Source organism: Njordella calcicola (assembly GCF_056494125.1).
The window spans coordinates 5,380,157-5,401,863 of record NZ_CM151396.1 but is presented as its reverse complement, the minus strand read 5'-3'; the positions used below and the strand labels follow the sequence as shown (position 1 = coordinate 5,401,863).

Annotated in this window: 18 protein-coding genes; 4 read left to right on the top strand and 14 right to left on the bottom strand. The window is 53.8% G+C overall.

Features of this window, described 5'->3' with window-relative positions:
- Positions 1 to 12: 12 nt before the first annotated feature.
- The 4 genes from SH302x_RS20875 (at position 13) to SH302x_RS20860 (ending at position 4,329) form a co-directional block, all read left to right on the top strand.
- Entirely contained in the window at positions 13 to 468 is a 456-nt protein-coding gene (locus tag SH302x_RS20875) for a hypothetical protein (RefSeq protein ID WP_479364594.1), read from the top strand.
- Positions 469 to 769: 301 nt separating this feature from the next.
- Positions 770 to 1,417: a hypothetical protein gene (locus SH302x_RS20870; RefSeq protein ID WP_479364593.1), complete on the top strand. Its 648-nt coding sequence runs from the start codon at positions 770 to 772 to the stop codon at positions 1,415 to 1,417.
- A gap of 179 nt (positions 1,418 to 1,596) precedes the next feature.
- Complete coding sequence (locus SH302x_RS20865) at positions 1,597 to 2,097, top strand: Hsp20/alpha crystallin family protein (protein ID WP_479364592.1); 501 nt, start codon at positions 1,597 to 1,599, stop codon at positions 2,095 to 2,097.
- A gap of 279 nt (positions 2,098 to 2,376) precedes the next feature.
- Positions 2,377 to 4,329 (top strand): TolC family protein, encoded by a 1,953-nt coding sequence (locus tag SH302x_RS20860; RefSeq protein WP_479364590.1) that lies wholly within the window; start codon positions 2,377 to 2,379, stop codon positions 4,327 to 4,329.
- A 57-nt stretch (positions 4,330 to 4,386) separates the two neighbouring features.
- Here SH302x_RS20860 and SH302x_RS20855 read toward each other — a convergent pair whose 3' ends face one another.
- From SH302x_RS20855 to SH302x_RS20790, 14 genes are all read right to left on the bottom strand, one after another.
- Entirely contained in the window at positions 4,387 to 5,364 is a 978-nt protein-coding gene (locus SH302x_RS20855) for an NAD-dependent epimerase/dehydratase family protein (RefSeq protein WP_479364588.1), read from the bottom strand.
- A gap of 123 nt (positions 5,365 to 5,487) precedes the next feature.
- Entirely contained in the window at positions 5,488 to 5,658 is a 171-nt protein-coding gene (locus tag SH302x_RS20850; RefSeq protein WP_479364587.1) for a hypothetical protein, read from the bottom strand.
- On the bottom strand, positions 5,627 to 5,800 hold the full coding sequence (locus SH302x_RS20845; RefSeq protein ID WP_479364585.1) for a hypothetical protein: 174 nt from the start codon (positions 5,798 to 5,800) through the stop codon (positions 5,627 to 5,629). The genes SH302x_RS20850 and SH302x_RS20845 overlap by 32 nt, the downstream gene beginning before the upstream one ends.
- 289 nt (positions 5,801 to 6,089) lie before the next feature.
- Positions 6,090 to 6,890, bottom strand: a complete 801-nt coding sequence (locus SH302x_RS20840) for a site-2 protease family protein (RefSeq protein WP_479364583.1) — start codon at positions 6,888 to 6,890, stop codon at positions 6,090 to 6,092.
- Between the two features lie 61 nt (positions 6,891 to 6,951).
- Complete coding sequence (locus tag SH302x_RS20835) at positions 6,952 to 8,475, bottom strand: sugar ABC transporter ATP-binding protein (protein ID WP_479364581.1); 1,524 nt, start codon at positions 8,473 to 8,475, stop codon at positions 6,952 to 6,954.
- Positions 8,472 to 9,713 carry an ABC transporter permease gene (locus tag SH302x_RS20830; protein WP_479364580.1) on the bottom strand — a complete coding sequence of 414 codons (1,242 nt, stop codon included), beginning with the start codon at positions 9,711 to 9,713 and terminating at the stop codon, positions 8,472 to 8,474. The genes SH302x_RS20835 and SH302x_RS20830 overlap by 4 nt, the downstream gene beginning before the upstream one ends.
- Positions 9,680 to 10,783, bottom strand: a complete 1,104-nt coding sequence (locus tag SH302x_RS20825; protein ID WP_479364579.1) for a substrate-binding domain-containing protein — start codon at positions 10,781 to 10,783, stop codon at positions 9,680 to 9,682. Before SH302x_RS20825 ends, SH302x_RS20830 begins: the two co-directional genes overlap by 34 nt.
- A 158-nt stretch (positions 10,784 to 10,941) precedes the next feature.
- Positions 10,942 to 11,673, bottom strand: coding sequence for a CDP-alcohol phosphatidyltransferase family protein (locus tag SH302x_RS20820; RefSeq protein ID WP_479364578.1), 732 nt, complete (start codon positions 11,671 to 11,673; stop codon positions 10,942 to 10,944).
- Positions 11,674 to 11,676: 3 nt separating this feature from the next.
- On the bottom strand, positions 11,677 to 12,399 hold the full coding sequence (locus SH302x_RS20815) for a metallophosphoesterase (protein ID WP_479364577.1): 723 nt from the start codon (positions 12,397 to 12,399) through the stop codon (positions 11,677 to 11,679).
- A complete protein-coding gene (locus tag SH302x_RS20810) occupies positions 12,396 to 13,232 on the bottom strand; it encodes a TrmH family RNA methyltransferase (protein WP_479364575.1) in 837 nt (278 codons plus the stop codon). Before SH302x_RS20810 ends, SH302x_RS20815 begins: the two co-directional genes overlap by 4 nt.
- A 4-nt stretch (positions 13,233 to 13,236) precedes the next feature.
- Positions 13,237 to 14,217 (bottom strand): type I phosphomannose isomerase catalytic subunit, encoded by a 981-nt coding sequence (locus SH302x_RS20805; RefSeq protein WP_479364574.1) that lies wholly within the window; start codon positions 14,215 to 14,217, stop codon positions 13,237 to 13,239.
- 169 nt (positions 14,218 to 14,386) lie between these two features.
- Positions 14,387 to 17,500, bottom strand: coding sequence for a M20/M25/M40 family metallo-hydrolase (locus SH302x_RS20800; protein WP_479364573.1), 3,114 nt, complete (start codon positions 17,498 to 17,500; stop codon positions 14,387 to 14,389).
- A 42-nt stretch (positions 17,501 to 17,542) separates the two neighbouring features.
- Positions 17,543 to 20,638 (bottom strand): FAD-binding and (Fe-S)-binding domain-containing protein, encoded by a 3,096-nt coding sequence (locus SH302x_RS20795; protein ID WP_479364571.1) that lies wholly within the window; start codon positions 20,636 to 20,638, stop codon positions 17,543 to 17,545.
- Positions 20,639 to 20,701: 63 nt separating this feature from the next.
- Positions 20,702 to 21,541, bottom strand: coding sequence for a M48 family metallopeptidase (locus SH302x_RS20790; RefSeq protein ID WP_479364569.1), 840 nt, complete (start codon positions 21,539 to 21,541; stop codon positions 20,702 to 20,704).
- Positions 21,542 to 21,707: the final 166 nt, after the last annotated feature.

The following is a 21,707-nucleotide window of genomic DNA, read 5'->3' as shown; positions in this document are numbered from 1 at the left end:
TCTTTCAATTCTATGCCACTTGTGTTTGCCTTTTTGCTCGTCCAGTGGATCTGCGCCTTGTTCATGTCAGGGCTGATTGTGTTTGTGCAAGTTGTACACTATCCGCTTTTCGCCGAAGTCGACCAGTCGAGCTTTCGGAAGTATTCGCAAGAGCATCAACGCCGAACGACATGGGTGGTTGCCTTGCCGATGTTGACCGAAGCATCCGCCATGCTAGGGCTGTGGGTCGTGGATACTCCATTGTCGCTACAACCGACCATGATGCTGGCTTCTGGTTTGCTGGTCGTGATTTGGGCGTCGACCGCCCTGTTGCAAATGCCTGTCCACGCCAAACTGTTGGACGGCAAGAGCGATAAGCGGATCGGAAAGCTTGTCCGGTCCAACTGGCTTCGCACGGTAGCCTGGCCCTTGCGTGCCGCGATACTGGGAGTTGTGTTGCTGCAACAGTATTGCTCGCTTGAGATGTAAATGAAGCAGGCAGGGTCAGCAAGTATCCGGCGCTGTTCCGCTAGGAACCCAAAACGAAACAACAGTGTGATCAAAATGAACTGGACAACGCGGCAGTTTGGCTGAGTTCACGCGCCGCCGCAGCTTGTTAGCGACCGCAGTTCCGGCGAATCCAGGCAGATTCCGAGGCAAATCGCAGGCGAAGCTACCATTTTGAGCAGGGTTGTCCGTTTGCGACTATGATGGCACGGTAAATGTGTATGTCTCTTGTGGTTCGCATCGTTGCGAGCGCTAGCAACTGCTGGATTGAAAGGATCATGCCGTGTTCAGTTTCAAACTTTTCCACAACTCGTCGATTCAACTACTTCGTAGCTCCGCCTTGGCTGTTCTAGCCGGACTGCTGCTCATCCCGTTTGGCGTCAGTCAAGCTGGCGGCCCTTGGTCGCGAGCAACGGGGGAAGCGGTCGAGCTGCAGCGAGCTACCAAGGATCTGCGAAACCGCACCTCGCGACTGTTTGCTTATTCCCCAGCTACCGGATGCGCCATCACCTTGGATGAAATCGCCAACGCGATCATTCAATCGACCCGTACCAACACGCCTCAGTTTGTGATGGAGTCGCACATTCAGCAGTTTGCACACTCGTATGAGCAAACACGATTGCTGATCGCTTCCGATTATGCGCTTGCCAGTGACCGCAACGTCTCGCGTTACGTTTCTGATATCGGCAGACGTTTCGACCGTTACGTGAAAGACTTACGCCGAGCTATGCCGCCAGTGCCCGCGTTTGAACATCCAGGCATCGTTTATCCACAGCACTCGTGGCCTACCGAGGTGCGTTATCGACCTGTTCCTGGCACCCCAGTTCAATTCGCGCCACAATGGCCCGTGCCTATCGTACCAAACGTGCGCCCCGTAACGCCTCCAGCTCGAGTCAGCGTGGACATTGTCCTGCCTAGGATCTCGCTGTAACGAGCATTCCGATTGCTCACCACGTGAACTACTTCCGACCCGTCTAGATCCACTAGACGGGTTTTTGTTTGGCACGCTGGTTGCAAAATGGGGGTGCTGTAAACCAAACGAACTGTCACTTTGACAATTCGTCTGATGGTTGATTTGTTGCTAACAATTCGAAGCACTGGAGCAGAACTATGAATCGCTTTGTATTACCGGTAGCGAATCTACCGACCAGCTTTCAAGACCTTGCCACGGAAGTAGAATCCGTGTTTGATCACCTGTTTCAAAACAAGAATGGCTCCTCTGAAAGAGCGAACGCCATTCAATACACGCCGCGGATGAGTATCCTTGAGCAAGAAGATCGATTCGAAGTCGCGATGGATTTGCCTGGCTTATCCCCCAGCGATGTACAAATCGAGTTGAAGAATGATCAACTGGTCATCTCTGGCCAACGTGCCGCCGTAGAACGGAAAGAGACCACAAAAGTATGGCGTGAGGAACGCGCCTATGGCAAGTTTCAACGCGTGGTGCAATTGCCCGATTCGGTCAACGGAGAAGCGATCGATGCGGTCTACGACGCTGGCATACTGACAATCAGCGTTCCTAAGCAGCCCAAGCCAGCGGCTCGCCAAATTGCTATTCGATCAGCGGCGGCCGCCACCCCAAACTCCGCGTTTGAATCATCGGAAGCATAGACGACGCACTTCTTTGATGTGGTCAGTCACCTTGACGGTTGTTGACGTACAAGGCTTCGTTCGCGCACAGCGATCGGAGCCTTTTCTTTTTTCGATGGAAGACTTTGCCGGTTGTTCCAGTTGGTCGTGCCACTGCTGAAGGAACGAACCCGTATCTTGGTCCCGGCGTGCGATTGTCGGGGTTGTTCTGTCGATGACACCTGTGAGCATCCTCGGAATGAATCCGGCTGTGCTAGCAAAGTCGATTTGATTTGAACGTCCGCGATAGGGAAGTCGCAAATGGTGATTCGTCACAAAGCGAGCTGCAAAGCATCTTCGGTACGCACCTTACGAGCCTCTTTTGGGCGCAACGTCTCTTTGTCGCTTCTGTCAGCGGTGGTGATCGCCGGTTGTCGCGCTCCGGTCCAGCGTTTCGACGCTTGGCGAGATAGCACGGACAAATCGTACTATCAAAACTTTGCAACGCAGATCGAATATCCTGATGTCGCAAGCTGTCCTAATCCCGGACTTGAATCGACCCCATTGCCGCTGTCGATCGAGAACCCAGCGGAACTGCCGGTATGGGAATTGAGTTTTCAGGAAGTGCTGACTTCCTGCCTGCAGAGCAGCCAAATCTTTCGTGATTTAGGCGGCTCGGTCGTGCAAGGTTCCAACGCGGCACTGACCGTGTATGATCCGTCGGTGGTTGAATCCAATCCCGGCAACGGTGTGGAAGCTGCATTGTCGGCGTTTGATGCGCAAGTTTCGACGCAATTGTTTTGGCAAAAGAACAATACGCCCAACAACCAGTTCTTCGTAGGCCTGTTCCCCCCGACGCGCGAACAAACCACCGGGAACTATATCTCGGAGTTGAGCAAGACCGCCGCGACCGGGACTACGTTCGCCCTGCGTAGCAACGTCATTTACGATCGCAACAACAACCCCAATCAGCTTTTCGATAGCTCGTTTGTGGGCTGGATCCAAGCGGAAGTTCGCCAGCCGATGATGCAAGGCTCTGGCGTGACCTTTAATAGGATCGCTGGACCTAACTCACCAATTGGACAATACAACGGTGTCTTGATCGCTCGCATCAATACCGACGTGTCCTTGGCCGACTTCGAACGTGGCGTGATCAACTTAATTCGTGATGTCGAAACGGCGTACTGGGAACTTTACTACGCATATCGTAACCTGGATGCGCAAGTCCTCGGTCGCGATAGTGCCCTACGCACTTGGCAACGAATCAATGAGCTGCAGAAGGTCGGAATGCGTGGCGGTGAAGCCGATGCGGAAGCGCAAGCTCGCTCGCAATATTATCTGTTTGAGACTCAAGTCACCGAAACATTGACCGGTGTCAACGGTCTCTATGCTGCTGAGCAACGTTTGCGCTACATGATGGGGATGCCGCCCACCGACGGTCGCTTGATCAAACCGATTGATAAGCCGATCTTGGCCCAAGTGGACTTCGATTGGTATTCGGCAGTTGGCGACGCGCTCGTTCATCGCGTCGAAGTGAGACGGCAAAAATGGCTTATCAAACGTCGTGAACTCGAACTCCTGGCCGCTCGTCTCAATCGCCGCGCTCGTTTAGACGCCGTGACGTCATATCGCTGGCGTGGGTTGGGCGACCATTTGATCGGTTCGCGTAATCCAGACAATCAGTTCGAAAGCGTGCTGCAGAACATTACCGAGGGCAACTTCCAAGAATGGCAAGCAGGGCTAGAGTGGCAATACAATATCGGCTTGCGTCGCGCTAGTGCCGCTCAGCAAAACGCGCAACTGACCCTGGCCCGAGAAAACAGCGTGCTTCGCGAGTTAGAGTTGCGGATCATCCATGACCTCAGCACATCGTCTCGCGCCATCAGCCGCTCGTACCTGCAGGTCCAAAACAACTACAATCGCGTTGCAGCCGACGAACAGCAAGTCGAAGTGCTGCGTAATCGATACGAAAAAGGTTTGATCAACATCAACTTCCTGTTGCAAGCCCAGCAGCAATTGTCGGCGAGCACCGCCGCCTACTATCGCTCGTTGGTTGATTACACACTGGCGATTCGCGACTTCCATCAAGAGAAGGGTTCGCTGCTGGCTTACAACCAAGTCCAGTTGGCGGAAGCAGGCCATTCTGCGGGAGCTCTGCGTGATGCCTACGAACGTGGCCGACACTTCACGCCACGCGACGCAGGGGCTGAAATTCGCGTTGATCCCTACACGGTTTCCGAAGGTGGCTACGCACCAGACCAAGTCGGCAAGTAACCCGCAGGCGGTCGCCTCGAGCCACTGCGGATGTGACGGCGTTGGTTGCAACGTTGGTTAAAGCTTTCCGTGCTCGCGCAACCAGTCGATGGTCTCGGCCAAAGTTTGTTCGAAGGGGCGTGTTTGATACCCCAAATGCTTGGCCGCTTTGCCGCTGCTGTAATAGTGGAATTGCGAACCCATGAGAATCGCCGCAGAATTGGTATCGACTTCGCGGTCGCCGCGGCTGAGCAAATAGTCGCTGACAGCGCCAACCACGATCTGGCCTGGCCGTCGCAGGATGGTCAGGGGACCACGACGATGCAAACGCTGAGCGATCGCGGTCCATAATTCAAAGTAGGACATGTTCTGCCCAGCCAAAACGAAACGCTCGCCCAGAATGCGTTGGCTGGCGATCTTGATAATCGCACTGGCCACATCGCGAGCATCGCAGACACTGCACCCGCCCGAAGGAGACATCGGCGGACTGCCTTTGGCTAACGCGACAATCATGCGACCGCTACTGGGTTTCCAATCGTTGGGACCAAGCATAAAGCCTGGGTAGACAATCGTCGCTTGCAGGCCACGCCGTATACCATCGCGAACCACTTCTTCCGCAGCTCGTTTACTGACGACATAGGTGGAAGCGATCTGACCGTCGCCGGGTGTGTCTTCGTCCGCTGGTTGCTGCTGCGCACCGATGGCCAGCGTGTTGACGGTCGAAACGTGTATCAGCGGCTTGTTGTGCTTCAAAGCGGCATCCACAATGTTGCGGGTGCCCTGTTGGTTGATCTTTAAGCCTTGTTCACGTTGCTTCCAACCTATATGGATGTGAGCGGCCGAGTGGATGACCAGGTCGCATTCACTTACGCAGTTCTCAATCACGCTGGAATCCAGAAGATCTCCCGAGTGCCGCTGGACATTTAGGCCATGGAATGGCGTTTCGTCCGCGACGCTTCGCGTTAACGTGGCGAATTCGCAGCCTGCAGCTAGGCCCAAGCGAAGAATGTTGTTGCCCAGCAGGCCGGAACCGCCGGTAAGGAAAACACGGGTCATCTTGAATCCAAAGTGAAGGGAAATCGCGGGCGGCCAATAAAAAAAGCCGCTGAACTTTCGATTAGAAAAGTCCAACGGCCTGATATTTCATTAGTGAGTTGAAACCCAGCTAACGCCGTTAGGCTACTTTGCACCCTTGGTTGCAGTTCGCTTAACAGATTTCTTGGCGGCCTTCTTAGCTGCCTTTTTAGCTGCTTTCTTGGCTGTCTTCTTTACTGCCTTCTTGGCGGCTTTCTTTGGAGCTGCCTTCTTTGCGGCTTTCTTAGAAGCCTTCTTTGCACCTTTTTTGGCCACGGACTAAACCTCCGATAAACGGGTCTACTGATTTGCCAAACAGATTGATTCGAAGCAGTGATTCAATCTGCTGAACTGGCATCTCAGCTTGAAACAAAAAATCACGTTCATAGCTCTCTTCGGCTTGGTCCGTTGCACTCATGAAGTCACCTTCAAGAGCACAAGTTTCATTCGCTTGGAGCGCAAGAACGAGATAAACATTTGATAGCGTTGTATTTGTACGAAACCCCGCATGTAATGCAACATCCTTTTGCGAAAAATAGCATCAATTTTCAAAATTTTTTCTTGACACGACTTTCACGCCAAACGGCACCTTCGTCCCAAAACAGGTACTCGCTATGCCAGAACAAATAGATGCACCGAAGCGAAACAGCGTTCTAACAGCCGCGCAAATCCAACACGAACCCATCGCAGCCTGGAACTTCCAGAACTCAAAAACCACTCATGCCACCACGCAGGTTTTGGAAGTTGCTGAAGCCTAACATCATGAACATGATGCCCATGAACTCTTGCTGATTTTGAAAGCCCCAGAGCGCTGCAATAACAGCGACGACAATGCTCAACATCGTGGCTTCATACAACGCGTCACGCCGCTGGTACATCGTCAACGCATGCTGCGCTATTCGACCGCCATCCAAAGGTAAAACCGGCAGCAAGTTCAGCAGCGCCCAAGCAACGCTCGGGAAGATCGTAAAGTTGATCGCTGCCGCCAGCGCCGCGTTGGTCGGAAACGTCAATTCGTTGATCGCGATGCCAAATAGGGGGGCTACCCATTGAACAAACGGAAAGGCGTATCCTTGTGATAAAGCCAAAAACATTACCAAAAACGCTAGTAAAAGCTGAGCAACCGGGCCCGCCAGCGAAATCAACAACTGCGCCGCTGGCCCATATCCGTGGCGACGATTTGAAGAGCGATCGTGACGCCGAAACGGCGACGGAATCGCCAAACCGCCAAAGTGATACAACACAATGTGGGATTCGATGTTGTAATATCGCATCGCCAACGAATGGCCCAACTCATGGATCAAAATCGACAAGAACATCGCCGCGATCCAAATCGCCAATAACACTAACGCTCCGGGCGAGCGATCCCCGTAACCTTGATCCATTGCCATCGAGATGCTGTAGCCAAATGCCGCAGCCACAACCCAAAATATCCAGGTCACCCGGACACGAAAGCCCAGCACTTGGAAGTTTACGTCGTAGGGACTGTTAAGTGGTTCGCCAAGCATGCGTGGAACCGTGTCTTTCCAATAAGATAAATGAAATGCTGAAGTACCATCTGCATAGCGATCAGTCTCGCCAACCCTGAGTCGCAGCGTTGATGATCTTGGCCTGAGTCGCTTCCTCGCGAGTAAACAGCGCAGTTTGTCTGCCTTCACTCAACACCATGATCCGATCACTTAATGTTAGTATCTCCGGCAACTCGCTGCTGGTGACGATAACGCCGATTCCTTCGTTACACAACTCGCGAATGATCCGATACAACTCGGCTTTCGCACCCACGTCGACCCCTCGCGTCGGATCGTCAAGCAACAAAACCTTGGGCTGGGTCAACAGCCAACGACCGACAATACATTTTTGTTGGTTACCGCCGCTGAGATTCTGGATACCAGCGGCTAAGCTTGCGGTTTTAATTCGCAGTTTGTCGACCATCGCCGTGCCTGCCGTACGCTCTGCCACAGCACTGATCCCAACTCCGCGTCGCAGGCTGCGTAGATTGCACAGCGAAATGTTTCTGCCCACATTCATCGCGGTGAAAATGCCCAACCGTTTGCGATCTTCCGTCACCAACGCCAACCCCAGCTTTAGTGCTTCTGCCGGGTGGGTCGGAGCAATACGAGTGCCGTTCAAGTAAATCTCGCCAGACGGCTTGTGCGGTGCCGCGCCAAAGATGGCTTCCAGCAGCTCGGTACGCCCCGCTCCCATCAGACCGGCAATCCCTAGCACTTCACCCTGATGCAGGTCAAAGGTGACATCCTTTAGCCGAAATCCGCGGGCATGTCCTGGCCAAGGAAGCGACAAACTGCGAACTTCCAGCAATTTGGGCCCACGTTCCAGTTTTGGTCCCAGTTGCACCTCTTCCAACTCCCGCCCTACCATCCAGTGTGTCACATCGGACGGCCCAATCTTGGCGGTCTCCTCTTGAGCAATGAAGCGTCCGTCCCGCAGCACAACGACTCGGTCCGATAAATGAAAGACCTCGTCCATCTTGTGGGAAATGTACAATATCGTCGTCCCGCGATGACGCAGCTTGGCAATCACGCGATACAGCCGCTCGACTTCGGCCTCCGTCAGTGCGCTAGTCGGTTCGTCCATGACCAGAATGCGAGTTTCAATACTGAGCGCTTTAGCGATCTCAACCAACTGTTGGTCGCCCACGCGCAGCGAGCCAGCCAGGGCTGTCGCATCAATTCCGCATTCCAGTTCGGCCAGCAATTCGCTAGCTCGCGCGACCATCGCCGCATCATCTCGCAAGCCAAACCGTGTCCGCAGTTCACGTCCTAGAAAGATGTTGGCCGCTACCGACAACTGTTCGACCAAATTCAGCTCTTGATGAATGATGCTGATACCGGCCTCTTCAGCGTCCCGCGTTCCACTGAAGCGAACTTCCCGACCATCGATCTCGATAGCCCCGTCATAGTCGGTGTACACACCGGACAGAATCTTCATCAGCGTACTTTTGCCAGCCCCATTCTCGCCGCAAATGGCGACCAACTCGCCCGGCCGTACATCGAACGAGACGTCATCGAGCGCTTTGACTGCCGCAAAACGTTTGCCGATGCTCTTGATCGATATTAAAGGCTGTACGCTCATTTGGCTTTGATCTGCCTCCACTCGTAAACAGACCTCACGATCAAGCAACTGGTGATCACCGCCGCAAAAACAAACGCATAAGTTGGCGTGTACCACTCCTGCCTGCCAAAGAACAATAGCATTGCGATGCCAGAGAGTAACCCCAGCACCGGAATCACGGCCCAACCAATCGGCGTAACAAAGTATCGCTTCATGATCGACCGATCGACGCGCTGGCTGAACGTCACGGCCAGCACAACCACGATCCCAACGATCATCCCTTCGTAAACATCTGCGCCTGCTCCGACGACTTTGTTGACCGCATCAATGACCGTTCGCAAAAATAATGCTCCCAACATCACGCCGGGAATGGTTCCTACGCCGCCCTGCAGCGAACAACCGCCAATGACCGACGAGGCAATCGCATTCAGCTCGTACCCCCGTGCCATGATGTCAGGTTTGGCTGAACCGACATCGGCAAATGAAATGATACCTACGATAGAGGCCGTGACCGCTCCAATGACATAAGCGAGCCACTTCAAGCGATCGGTGCGAATGCCGCTCAGCTTAGCCGCTTGTTCGTTACCGCCCATCGCGTGCAGATGCCGACCTGTCACCGTGCGGCTCATCAATAGCCATACAACCACCGCGACGATGATGAACAAAATCGTCATCGTCGTGACGTCCTTGAGCGTATCACGCAACATGCGATCGGGGAAATCGATTTGCGATTTTCCAGCGGTTACCACCGGTGCAATGCCGCGACCTAAGCTTCGCAGGCCAACCAGCGTGGCCAGCGTGGCAATGAACGGGGGCAAACCGACGCAAGTAATCAGCCATGCATGTAAAGTGCCAATCATCACGCCCACAAACAGCGTGCCGGCAATCGCCATCACCACCGCCGGAGTGTTGATCGTGCCTGCTGTAAAGCCTTCTGGGTCGAGCAAGATCAGCAGTGAACCAAAGACCGTCGCACTTAACGCAATCACCGAACCGCTGGAAAGGTCGATCCCTCCCGAAATGATGATCACCGCGCTGCCCAACGCGAAAAGTCCAAGTAGGACGGTATTGCGAAGGATCAGCGTTGCAGCTTCCCCTGGCTGATTCCAATACGTATGGTTGCTATCGAGCAGAACGGTCACCAGCACCACCGCCAGCCAAGCCAAAATTAGCTTCACTTCGACGGTGCTCAGTATTCGCTTGAGGATATTGGCGGTGGCGGAGCTCATGAACTTGTCAGATTGTATTGTTTGAGCCATTGTTGGAACTCAGAGAACTTCATGAACTGCACGCTGTCTCCAAACTCGGAAAACGCTTCGGCGGTAACTGGCGAGCCTTCATCGGGCACGACCACCTTCAAGCCCGTATCGCGATTATCGCCACCAGGCTGACCCATATTCGGAAACAATGACTTGGGTGTATCTTCATCGCCAGTCAGTTTCGCAAACGCATACTGCACCGAATCATAGCCCATCCCAAACGGATTTTGTACGACCATCACATCGATCATACCATTGGCCATCTGCTCGACCGCCAACTGTTCAGCATCAAAGACTACGACTTTGAATCGATTGCGTGCATCCTTTTCCTTGACGACATCCACGATGGCTGGCGCGTTGTAGGACCAGATACCTACCAACATCGACAAGTTGGGATATCGCGCAATCACGTCTCGCACATTATCCCGAGCGCGGCTGCGATCGGTGTCGTCCAGCTTGCGGTCCTTTTGATTGGCCTGACCATAGACGGAAGTAAAACCATCCATGCGTTCAATCGCATTCTGCTGGCTGTCTGTTCCGACAAATTGAGCATACTCCGCATCCGCTTGCAACACTTTGGCCGCAGTGCCCAAAACCTTGCCACCGGTGACGTTATTCGTACCGACATAGAACTCTCGAATCGATCGGTTCGCTTCACTTAAGTCGCTATCAAAGCAGCCGACGATGACGCCTTTCTTGCGCAGCTTATCGAGTTCTTCAGCGATCGCTGGATTGGTCGATGAAATTGGCGAGATGATCACGGCTGCGATGTCGGCTTGGGTGCCATACTGCCGCAACTTTTCTATCTGGCCCGTATCGCCCGTTGCATCGTTAGAATCCATTGCCGCTGTGATACCATGGTCTGCCAGCTTGAGATCTTCAGCGGCTTTCTTTATGCCCGCTCGAGCAGCGTCCCAAAAGGGTGAATCGGTGTTGTTCAGCAGAACAATTCGCCTCGTCTTCGCTTTAGCGGGCGTTCCGTCGGCTGATTGGTTAGAGGTGCATCCAATTGCAGCTAGCAGAGCTAAACCACCTGCGTAGCATAGGAAAGATCGGAGAAATGTTTTCACAGCTTTATTACTACCATTGGGAGGAAGAATGTTGGAACGCCCCTTACGAGCCCCTATGGTAGTTTTGGCTGGCACAAGTGGCAAGCAGACTCCCTTAATACGCCAATAAAGAGAAAGGATGAGGAACGTTAAAACCTGCCTTGTCTTCTTTATCCGACTCAATTTGGTGGTCCAACCAGTAGGTTCCGCAGGTTCCAGAAGCCGGATATCAGCTTTAACCCCAAAACCACATTGCTCATCCAGACAACTATTTCTATTGCATGGCTGGTTCCTAGCAACTCGACTGGAATTGCCAGATACACTAGCAGCCGTGGACGCAGTAACCATGAATAGGGAAACTGCAGTGTGTTACGCACCATCGCAATCGCCAGTACGCCGGTGTAGACGACCAAGAATATAGCTCCGCCTGTGATCGATAGCCCCGGCGATCGTAACATCAACGCAATCGTCACTACCGACACGACAACTTGATCACAGAATGAATCAGTGAAACTGCCTCGCGGACTTGCGCAGTTTTGGAATCGAGCCAGCGGCCCATCCAAGCCATCGATGACGACATGCAACCACAACATAACGATCGCCGGCCAAGCGTAGCCTAAACACCAAAGCGGTCCAAATGCTACGCCGCAAGCCAACGAAGCGATCGTCAAATGATCCGGCGAAACCGCTCGACGATCCAACATACCTAGGACCGGCGCTAGCAACGTCCCACGCACTTTCTGTCCATACTCCATCCAAGCTCGCTCGCCAGCAGAATAGCAATCGCCGTGAATCTCGGTTTCTTGGGTTGGTTTACTGATTGGCTTGGCGGGTTCAAAACCTGTAAGCATTGTCCGCTGCGATGGTTCGCTACTTGAATCAACGTGCGAAGAAGCGGCCTTGTCATTCATGGCTTAGGGAACTTGGAATTTGGTGAGATGAAAGGCCAGATGCCGAATCCCGGAGCCAGGGTTGTAGAATTGGAACCGGTCATAGCGGTAACCTGACAGTGGAATGTGGGTATGTCCAAAGTAAATAGATTCTACCTCCGCCAGGTTAACTTGCGGTTCTCGCTGTAAATAGTTTATCAACCGCACACAAGTTCGCTTGCGAGTGTGTCGCAGCCTTGGGACTGCACCATGCAGTCTGGACTGAATTACCAGCCAGTAAAACGCATTCCCAACGCGGCCCTTGGAACGGTCCTCATGAAATCCGGAGCGATAACCTTCCAAGCCGCTGCGATGTCGACTGCCATCTAAGATGTCACCGTGCAAGAAAACATTGCGATCAATTTGATAAGTGGTTGGGCTCCAAGCAAACTGCGAATAACGATCGGCCAACTCACCTAAAGTCTGTTGCATTCGCGGATGGCAATCGTGATTCCCCAGCAAGTAAACCCACTTTGCTCGCGGATTGCTCGCGATCGCTTGTTCAAGCCACGTTTGCGCTGCTTGCAAGGTATCCTGAAAGTTGCGCAGTTGGCTCCACCGCAAATCGAACATGTCTCCACCCAGAACGATCACTTTGGCCGCTTGAATTTCCTGAGCAGCTTTCTCCCACACTTGCTGGCCGACGGAACGTTGGCTGAAGAGATGAAGATCGGTAATGAATAAACCGCCAGTGGCCCGTTGGCTCATGATTGCCTCTGCCGGACAACTTCCGAAAAAATGATGGCGGCGGAAACCGAGACGTTCAAGCTATCGCCGATGCCTCGCATTGGAATCGCGATCGATTCGACATCGATCGACCAGCGATCTTGCAATCCGGTCGCTTCGTTACCAAAGATAATGGCCGAACGGGCTGCATAAGCGACCTGCAAATAGTTACGCGATTGCTCCAGCCGAGCGGCATACAACTGCACTTGCTGGCGTTGCAAGTAAGCCTGCACGTTCGCAACGCTGTCTTGAACCATGGGTAGTGAAAAGATCGCTCCTGCGCTGGAGCGTATCGCGTTAGGGTTCCACAAATCGCAAATCGGATCTGACAGCAGCAGTGCGTCAACGCCCAAGGCATCACACGTTCGCACCGCAGCGCCAATGTTTCCAGGCTTCTCCACACGGTCTAAGACCATCAATAAAAAGCTCGCACGCGACTGCACCGGCAGCAATCGCTCCCAAGCCACCGATGAAGATGGAGCCTGCGCGATGGCCAGCGGATGCAGCGATTGACCGTATGCGACCTTCGCTAAAATCTCTTTGGTTGTTATGGCAAAGTCGACATGCCCTTGCCGCTGGTGAATGTAAGCGTTGATGGCCTGGGCGTCATGCGTGTCTTGATCTGGCAAGCTTTCTATGGCATCACAGGTAAGATAAGCGTCTAGCTGCCAGCCCGCGGCAATGGCACGCGCGATATTGCGTCGACCGTCGATGAGCACAAGTTGCTGCTGGCGGCGTTGTTTGGCATCTCGCAAGACTAGCAGTTGCTTGATGAGTGGATTCTGAACGCTTTGTATTAACCGCGGTACTGCCATGGGTTCAGCTCGGCAAACCTGCAACCAACACAACCGCATCATTAGATACCTGTACACTCGCGGTGGAAACTGCGGCGGGCAGCAACAGCGTTTGGCCCACGGCCAGCGAGTGCTCCTCCCCACAGCAACTTACGGTGGCCGTACCGTTGGGAACCGTCAAAATCTTGAACGTGTCCGATAGTTCCAATTGGTGATTGCCACAGGCAAGTGCCTGCAACGCGAACTTGTCGCATTGAACCAAGGTAACAGCAGGTGCATCGAAAGATTTCTCTGGTTGAGGGTCCAGTTGGATCGGCCCAGATTCAAAATCAATGACCTCAAGCGCTTGGTCGATGTGCAGCGGGCGCGAGTTCCCGTCGACGTCCACTCGATTCCAATCAAACAAGCGAAACGTTGTATCGGAGGCTTGCTGGATTTCGGCCACCATCAGACCGCTTCCCAACGCGTGAATCGTACCTGCCGGAATAAAGACGCAGTCGCCAGCCTTGGGATAAATCTTGTGCAAACACTCTTCGGTCTTGTTCGCTTTGATTGCTTCGGCGAGATCCGCTTTGGTCACGCCCGACTCTAGTCCTGCATACAGTACCGCATCTTGTTCGGCATCGACGATATACCATGCCTCCGTTTTGCCCAGATCAGGTGGCAACATCTTGGCCGCATACTTGTCGTCGGGGTGAACTTGCACGCTAAGGACGGCATTGCAATCCAGGTACTTTAAAAGCAGCGGGAAGCTCTTGTGATTCTTGGCCCCTTTGGTCCCAAGGATCTCCTCCGGAAAGGACTCGATCAACTGCCGCAGCGACCAATCCTTCCACGGCCCAGAACTCACAACGCTTTGGTCTTTACCGTGATCGACCACTTCCCAGCTTTCTGCCCACCGACCGCTATTGGGTACCGGTTTATTCAGCCGCGTTCGCAAACGATCGCCGCCCCAGAGGTAAGAGCGGAAAACAGGAGCGAACGTTAGTGGTTTATCTGGAAGCATGATGGCCTTAGGAGTCGAACTCACTGCGATGTTTGATCGATAGAAATAGACCATCGAATATAGGGCAAGTCCACCGCACGCTCAATACAGCATTAGCATTTGAGCGCCCGTTGGGCTTGCCCCAACGTGTTGCAATAGGGTTGGTGTGCTAAATTCCTACGCAATCACTTTAGTTGCGTGAAGCGGGCGTGATATCCAGCTTCAACTCTTCTTCTCCTCTTTTGACGACTACCGTAGTCGTTTCGCCAACCTTCAACGCTTCTATCGCAAACGTGTAATCGTAGATGTTCGCAATCTTACGACCGGCCAGTTCAATAATAATGTCGCCACCTTTCATGCCTGCCGCTGCTGCCGGTGCACCGTCCGATACTCCAGACAGCTTTACTCCGACCAAATCGCCGGTGGCATAATCTGGGATCGTTCCTAAATAGGCGGTCATCACGGCTCGTGTGCCAGCGTTCTCAGGCCGCTGTTGCACCGAATACTCGGGAACGTCGCCGCTGGCGGCAAACGAACGTGCAATCAACCCTAGCAATCGCGCGGACTTGGCTGCACCTTCAAAGTTAATCAACTCGGGCACATCACGCGGCGTATGATACTCACTGTGCTGGCCAGTGAACGCGGACAAAATTGGAATGCCCGCCATATAAAACGTACTGGCATCGGTCGGCAGGTAACTGTCGTCTTGCAAGATCAAAGGCAATCCGACCACGGTATTGCGTTTCTCGATTTCCGCTCTCCAGACCGGCGACGAACCTGTACCTTGCAACACCAAGTTCTCACGCAACCGACCTACCATATCCAGATTCAGGCAGATCGATACCGATCGCGGCGCGACAAAAGCATGGGGCTCTATTGCATGTGGATCTTGAGCACCGCTTCCGGCTTCAGGGCTAAGTGTTGCGTGGGCTCGCATCATCGCCGCATGGGGATCTTCATCTTCCAGCATCGCTGGTGGATTTTCGACGAAGTAAGCTGATCCCAGTAAGCCCAACTCCTCGCCGCTCCACGCGGCAAACAAGATGTTGGACTTCAAACGCAAGCCTTTGTTCTTGACTTCATTGGACAAGTATTCCGCAATTTCCAGCATCGCCGCCACGCCCGAAGCGTTGTCGTCGGCCCCACGGTGAATGCCATCACGCTCGTCTTCTTTGGCAAGCGAATTATTGCCCGCTTGACTGCCCAAATGGTCGATATGCGCTCCAATGATGATCGTCGGCGCGTTCTGCTCCGGCGATTTCAACAGGCCGATGGTGTTGACGCCAGTGGCACGAATTGGATCGACATCGACCGTCGCCGTCAGTTTGGTATCGGCTAACTCAAAACCCATCTGAGGCTCGCCACCGTCCAAACGCTTCTGTGTGTTCTCCAGATTTTTTCCAGCTTGCGTAAACCATCGCTCTGCCACCGCATCGGTAATGCTGATCGCCGCGATCTGGCTGCCGGAAAACGAACCGTCACTAGTCAATGGCACCAACTGCGAACGAGCTTCGCTGGTTGGACCACTGACGACGATCAAGCCAGCCGCTCCACGTTCCCTGGCCATCATCGCTTTATATCGCAGCGAACTAAAACGCGCCAAATAGCCCCGCCGCTCGGGCGTAATGTCCATCGGCAATTGGCGGAAGACCAGGACCCATTTGCCTTCCACGTCCAAATGCACATACGAATCATATTCGGCAACATTGGCCTTTTGTGATTCCTCGGTCGCTTGGCCTTCTGGGGCAACAATCCCATATCCGGCAAACACAATCGGCAGATCGGCCAGCGTGGAGTTGTTGCTTAAGGCCAGCGGCCGCCAATCCTTGTCGACTATCAAGGATTCATCCTTGTACCGTAATTCGTTCTTGGGCCCCAAGCGAATGCCAGCCACAAATGGGAATTCTTGAAAGAAGCTAGTTTGCTGATTTTCTCCCGCGAATACTCCGGTGCAACCGATTTGTTCCAGGTAAGCTGCAACATAAGCGGCCGCGGCTTTCTCACCAGCGGTCCCGGTCAAACGCCCTCCCAACTCGGGGCGGCACAGGTAATCGATATGCCGACCGACATCGACGGCGCGAAATTCAGCCGCGGTCGCCTGCGCTGCCGATCGAGCCGTCGAGACCGAAATGGAATTCAGGTTTTCGGCATCATCCGGTTGGTCCAAACCCAGCGCAGTTCGTGCTGCTGTATCGGACCAGTCTGCCGTAAAGATCTGCGTCTTCTCCGAATCGGTTCGATTGCTAGACCATGTCAGCCGCATGCCATCAGGCGTAAACACAGGAAGTCCATCAAATCCATCGGTGTAAGTGACCCTTACCGGCTCACGCTGGCCAGCGGCATCGACGATATACAATTCAAAGTTCGCGAAGCCTTGCGTGTTGGTGGTAAAGATCAGGTAATCGCCGCTGGGATGATAATACGGAGCCCAACTCATCGCGTTGAGTGTCGTCAGCCGTTTTGCATCGCTGCCATCGGTGTTCATAGTGTAGACTTCCGCCACCGCGCCGTCTTCATTGAATCGACGCCAGCATATTCGCTGGCCATCTGGCGAGAAAAATGGCCCGCCATCGTAGCCGACGGTATCGGTCAAGCGTCGAACATTCGAGCCATCGATGTCCATGATATAAATGTCCATCGCGGACGCTGGATCGATCTTGAACAGTTCTGCTTCCTTGGGCGTCAGCTCACCGGTGTATGCCCGTCGATTGGAGGCAAAGACGATCGATTTCCCGTCAGGGGAGATACTGCCCTCGGCGTCATAGCCTTCTTCGTGCGTCAATCGCTGGTAAGAATCGTCGTCACGATTCCATAGCACAAGCTCGTACTGCGAGTCATAATCCCAGGAGTATCGTCGCGTCTGTCCGCTGGCGCGAAACTCCAGTTCGCCTCGCATCTTTTCTTTCGCGGCTGGATCAAACTGCGTCGAGGCAAATAGGACCTGTTGATTGTTAGGGTGAATCCAACCGCAAGTCGTCTTGCCGTAGCCTGGGGACACACGCGTTATGTCGCCGGTCTCGAGGTCCTGCAGATAGATTTGGTAAAACGGGTTGTCGGCTTCCCGTTCGCTTTGAAAGACCAGCAAACTGCCATCAGCACTGTAGTAGCCTTCGCCACTGCGCAAACCATCGAAGGTCAACTGCCGCGTGTTCTGCAAGAAGTGCGATTCGGATATTTCCACCACGGCCTTTTCTTGTGCAATTGCTTCTGAGCTAAGGTCCGCCAGAATGATCAACGAGCAAACGATGCTCAACATGCCAAACCGCTGCCGGCCAAAGCTTTGCCTTAAACTAAGTGTCATCATTGATTTTGTGTCAGGAAGGAAGGTTAGTTCACTATCAATAGGTTAGCGAACGGTTAAGCCATAATTGCGGCGGTTAATCCACTCACCAACTTGCGGCGTCAACCCATAAGAGTATGCAAGCAAGGCAATTGGCGGAATCGTCGGTTGCTCGACCGCTTGCTCCATCTGCAACTTGCATGTTGAACATTCGGTCGATCCAATTTGTACCGGAGTACTTTGCATTTTACCAATCAATGGCCATCCGATACGCAAGCTGGTGCGGAAATTCGCTCGCTTCAATCCAAACGTGCCAGCCATTCCACTGCAACCAGCAGCCGCTTCAAAGACCTGCAACGCCGGAATCAGTTTTAACAACTGCAAGCCTGGTTGCTCTTCATCGATGGCCCGCAAATGGCATGGCAAATGGTACATGACGCTCAGTGGAAGCGGCGCGAGTTGCAGATCAAGCTCGTTGGATTGATGCAAGTCCCACAAATAGCGTCCAATCTCGGTGGTGTTTTCCGCAACCAATCGCGATTCTTCATTGTCGATCAAGAAAGGGTACTCGCGCATCAAACACAGCGCCGAGGTCGGTTCAATGGTGACCACTTCATAGCCACTGCGGATCGCTTCGGCCATCGCTTGGATTTGAGGAGCGATCAACTTCCGAGCGAGCTCACCATCGCCCATCACAATTTTGGCCATATAAGAAGCCATCGGAGTCGGCGGTACGTAAACCTCGATACGGTTTTTGAGTAAGATTTCTGCTGCTGCGATACCGACCAGCGGGTTATGCCAATTGGTGTATTGGTCGGCGAACAGTAGGACTTTGCGGGAACCGCTGCGGGTTGTCATGCGGGTCAATCGTTTGCGTGCCGCCCACTTGGTAAAAGTCGTATTGGAGATCGTAGGCAGTTTGCGACTGGCAGCGATGCCCGTGGTCTTTTCAAACAGCCAGCGGCACCAACGATTTTCAAGCGCCCAGTTGGATAGCCGCGGAAAGCGATTGGCAATCGAGGCAATACGGTCCAAACGGGACAGGAATTTGTCCGAGTAAGACAACCCGTTGGCCGCAACATACTGCGATTTGATTTCGACCATCAACCGTGGGATATCGACGCTGGCGGGGCAATCAACGCGGCATTGATGGCAGTGGAAGCACAGATCGGTAATGTTTTTCATCTGGTCCGACGCGGCTGCTTGTTTGGGTAACTGATCGGCCAACCATCCACGAGCGAGGTTTGCCATCGCGCGCGGACTCGCTTCTTCGCCCAGATGCAATCGATACATCGGGCACATGCGTTCGTTGTCAGCCGTGGTACGGCAACGTCCGCAACCATTGCAAGCGTTGGCGGTTTCGCCCATCGTCTTGATACTGTCCCAATCCAAGATGGGCAGAATGGCGTCACGACGGTTCAGTTGTGTCTCCGCATCAGCATCTTCGGCATCAATGACGGCAGGGACCTCGGGGCGTTTGATCGATTTTTTGTTTGCAGCTTTGCGTCGCTGAGCGGCTGAGAGACGCCGTTCCGCTTTCATGTCCTTGGTCGAAGGTATTGGCACGTCGTCAAAGGCATTGGGCAAACTGCGTAAGTTATCCGTCAGTCGCTGCGGCGCGTCGGTAATGAGTTTGCCGGGATTCAATAAGTTCTGCGGATCAAACAATTCTTTGATCCGGCGGTGGATCGGGTAGCGATCGCCCAGTTGTTGACGAGCTAGCCACGATCGCGATAAACCAAACGAGGTTTCGCCAGCGACTACCCCGTTCATCGCCAAGACCGTATCGTAGATTTCGCGAGCAAGATCTTGAAACATTTGCCGCTGGTCTGGCTGGGAGAGATCGACGAACGGTCGTAGTTGCAAGTGTCCCTGGGCGGCATGAGAAAAAACGGTCGCCGTAATGCGTCTCGACTTGAAAATGTTTTGCGCTGCCAACAAGAAGTCTGCCAATCGATCGACGGGCACACTGATGTCCTCCATGCCAGGCACCGGACGCTCGGCGCCTTTGACGCGATAGAGTCGCTGGATAACGCGACGGCAAAGTCGCCACAGGAAATCGCGTTCGCGCGAGTCGCTAGTGATGCGGGAAGCCACCATGGCAGGAAACTTACGCTGCATCTTGGAGATAATCGTGGTCAGCTTGCTGCGCATCTCTGTCGCTTCGTCCCCCTGGCATTCGATCAGCAGCATCGCTTCGCTGCCGCGGCGCAAGTAACGATCATAGCGCACGTCGGTTTCCCGAGCCAACTCCAGCAAGCGTCGATCCATCAAATCGCATGCCGCAACCAGCTTCATTGCCGCGATTTCCATCGCACACTTGGCGGCCGCTTCCATGCGATCGAAGAACAGCAAGACCACGCCGCGATGTGCGGGCAGTTTAGCTACTCGTAAGGTGGCCTCAGTGATGACTGACAAAGTGCCTTCCGCTCCGCATTGCAAGCGAGCTAGATCAATGACGTCGCCATCAAGGCATTTCTCTAAACGAAAACCGCAGCCACGCAATGATGGATCCCAAGCGGGCTTCTGCAGCATCGGATTGGCTGCTTGCAATAACGTCCCCACTTCGGCTGCGATGTGTTGCAGCGTACCCAGCGATCGCGTATCGGTATGAATGATATGCTTGCCCAGCGTCGCAGCGGTTCCAGAGGCCAGTACAACTTCCAAAGATTGAATCCAGTTGCCTGCTGAACCATATTTGGGAAAGTGGCTGCCTTGTGCATCGACAGCGATCACGCTGCCCATGGTCGTGACCGCTCGAGCGGCCGGGTCTGGACCAAAGATCAATCCTTGTTTGGCCAGTGTCCGATTGAGTTCAGCGAGCACCAAGCCCGGTTGCACACGAACTCGGCCTGCCGCTGCATCCACTTCGACCAATCGGCGCATGTATCGCGAGAAATCGATGACAATTCCTTGTCCCAGCGATTGGCCGGCAAGCCCCGTTCCACCGCCGCGCAGATAGACTGGCAGTTCATTTTCTGCCGCATAACGAACGGTGCGAGCCACATCCCCAGCGTGCCTGGGACGAACGATGCCGATCGGCCGAAGCTCGTAGATACTGGCGTCTGACGAATACAATTGACGATGATAATCATCACACAGCACATCGCCGTCGATCTGCCCCTTCAAGTCCGCTTGTAATCGTAATTGCTCGGTGTCCATCACTTAGTTCATAGCTGCTGGCCCCAGTTCAACTTCCATCATTTCGGGCAATATTTGGATCACTCAAATCAACTCCCCCAATCCTACTCGAATTGCGGCGGCTTGATATAGCAGAGTTGCCTGAGGTACGGCCATTGCCAACTGCTGGGCACGCTGCAGGTCGCTGGGATGCGTCGATGCCCAAGTCGGTGGTTGCGGCCCGCTGGAGGCCGACGCGAATCGCTCCCAGAACCGGGGCGCTTCGCTGGGATCGTAACCGGCTTTGGCCATTAATGCTAAACCAATATGGTCCGCTTCCAACTCATGTTTTCGGCTGTAGGGCAGTAGCAAGCCGTACTGAGTGGCCGCTCCATAGGCGTTCAGTACCAGCGTTCGGCCGACTTCCGACGTACCGCTGACGGTGTAGCCCAAGATTGATTGCAGCCCGCTGACGGCCGCCTGCTGGCTGATGCGTTCGGCACCGTGCCTCGCGATCGTGTGGGCAATCTCGTGGCTCAAGACCACAGCCAATCCCGCTTCGTTTTGACAGATGGGCACAATGCCTTCGTAGACGCCGACTTTGCCGCCTGGCAACGCAAATGCGTTTTGACTGGCAGACGCAAACACGCGGAAATCCCAGCGGAAGTCAGGCTTTTCCGAGACCGAAGCGATCCGCATGCCCACGCGATTAACGATTTCTTGAACGCGAGCATTGGTGCTAGGGGACTCCGACGCGACGACCTGAGCGAACGCTTCTTCAGCCATCGCCAGTTCTTGCTGCACCGGCAAGACCACGAATTGCTTGCGACCGGTAACGGGCGTGGACCGGCAACCGATCGAAAGGACGGCCGAGCATCCCAGACCTAACAGTAGTTCACGACGATGGAAGCACATAGGGCGATACGAATTAAAAGTATTTGCCAAAACCAGCTCCCAAATACCCTATTTCTGGGTGGTTCGTATAGATCGAAATGTCGCAAACGGATAGGATGCCTGGATTGGTGGTTGCTGTAGCAGGCTGTCAAGACTTAATTTGCGGTAATTGCCGTAAGAAATCTTGCTTTTGCGAGTAACAACCAGCTATATTGCT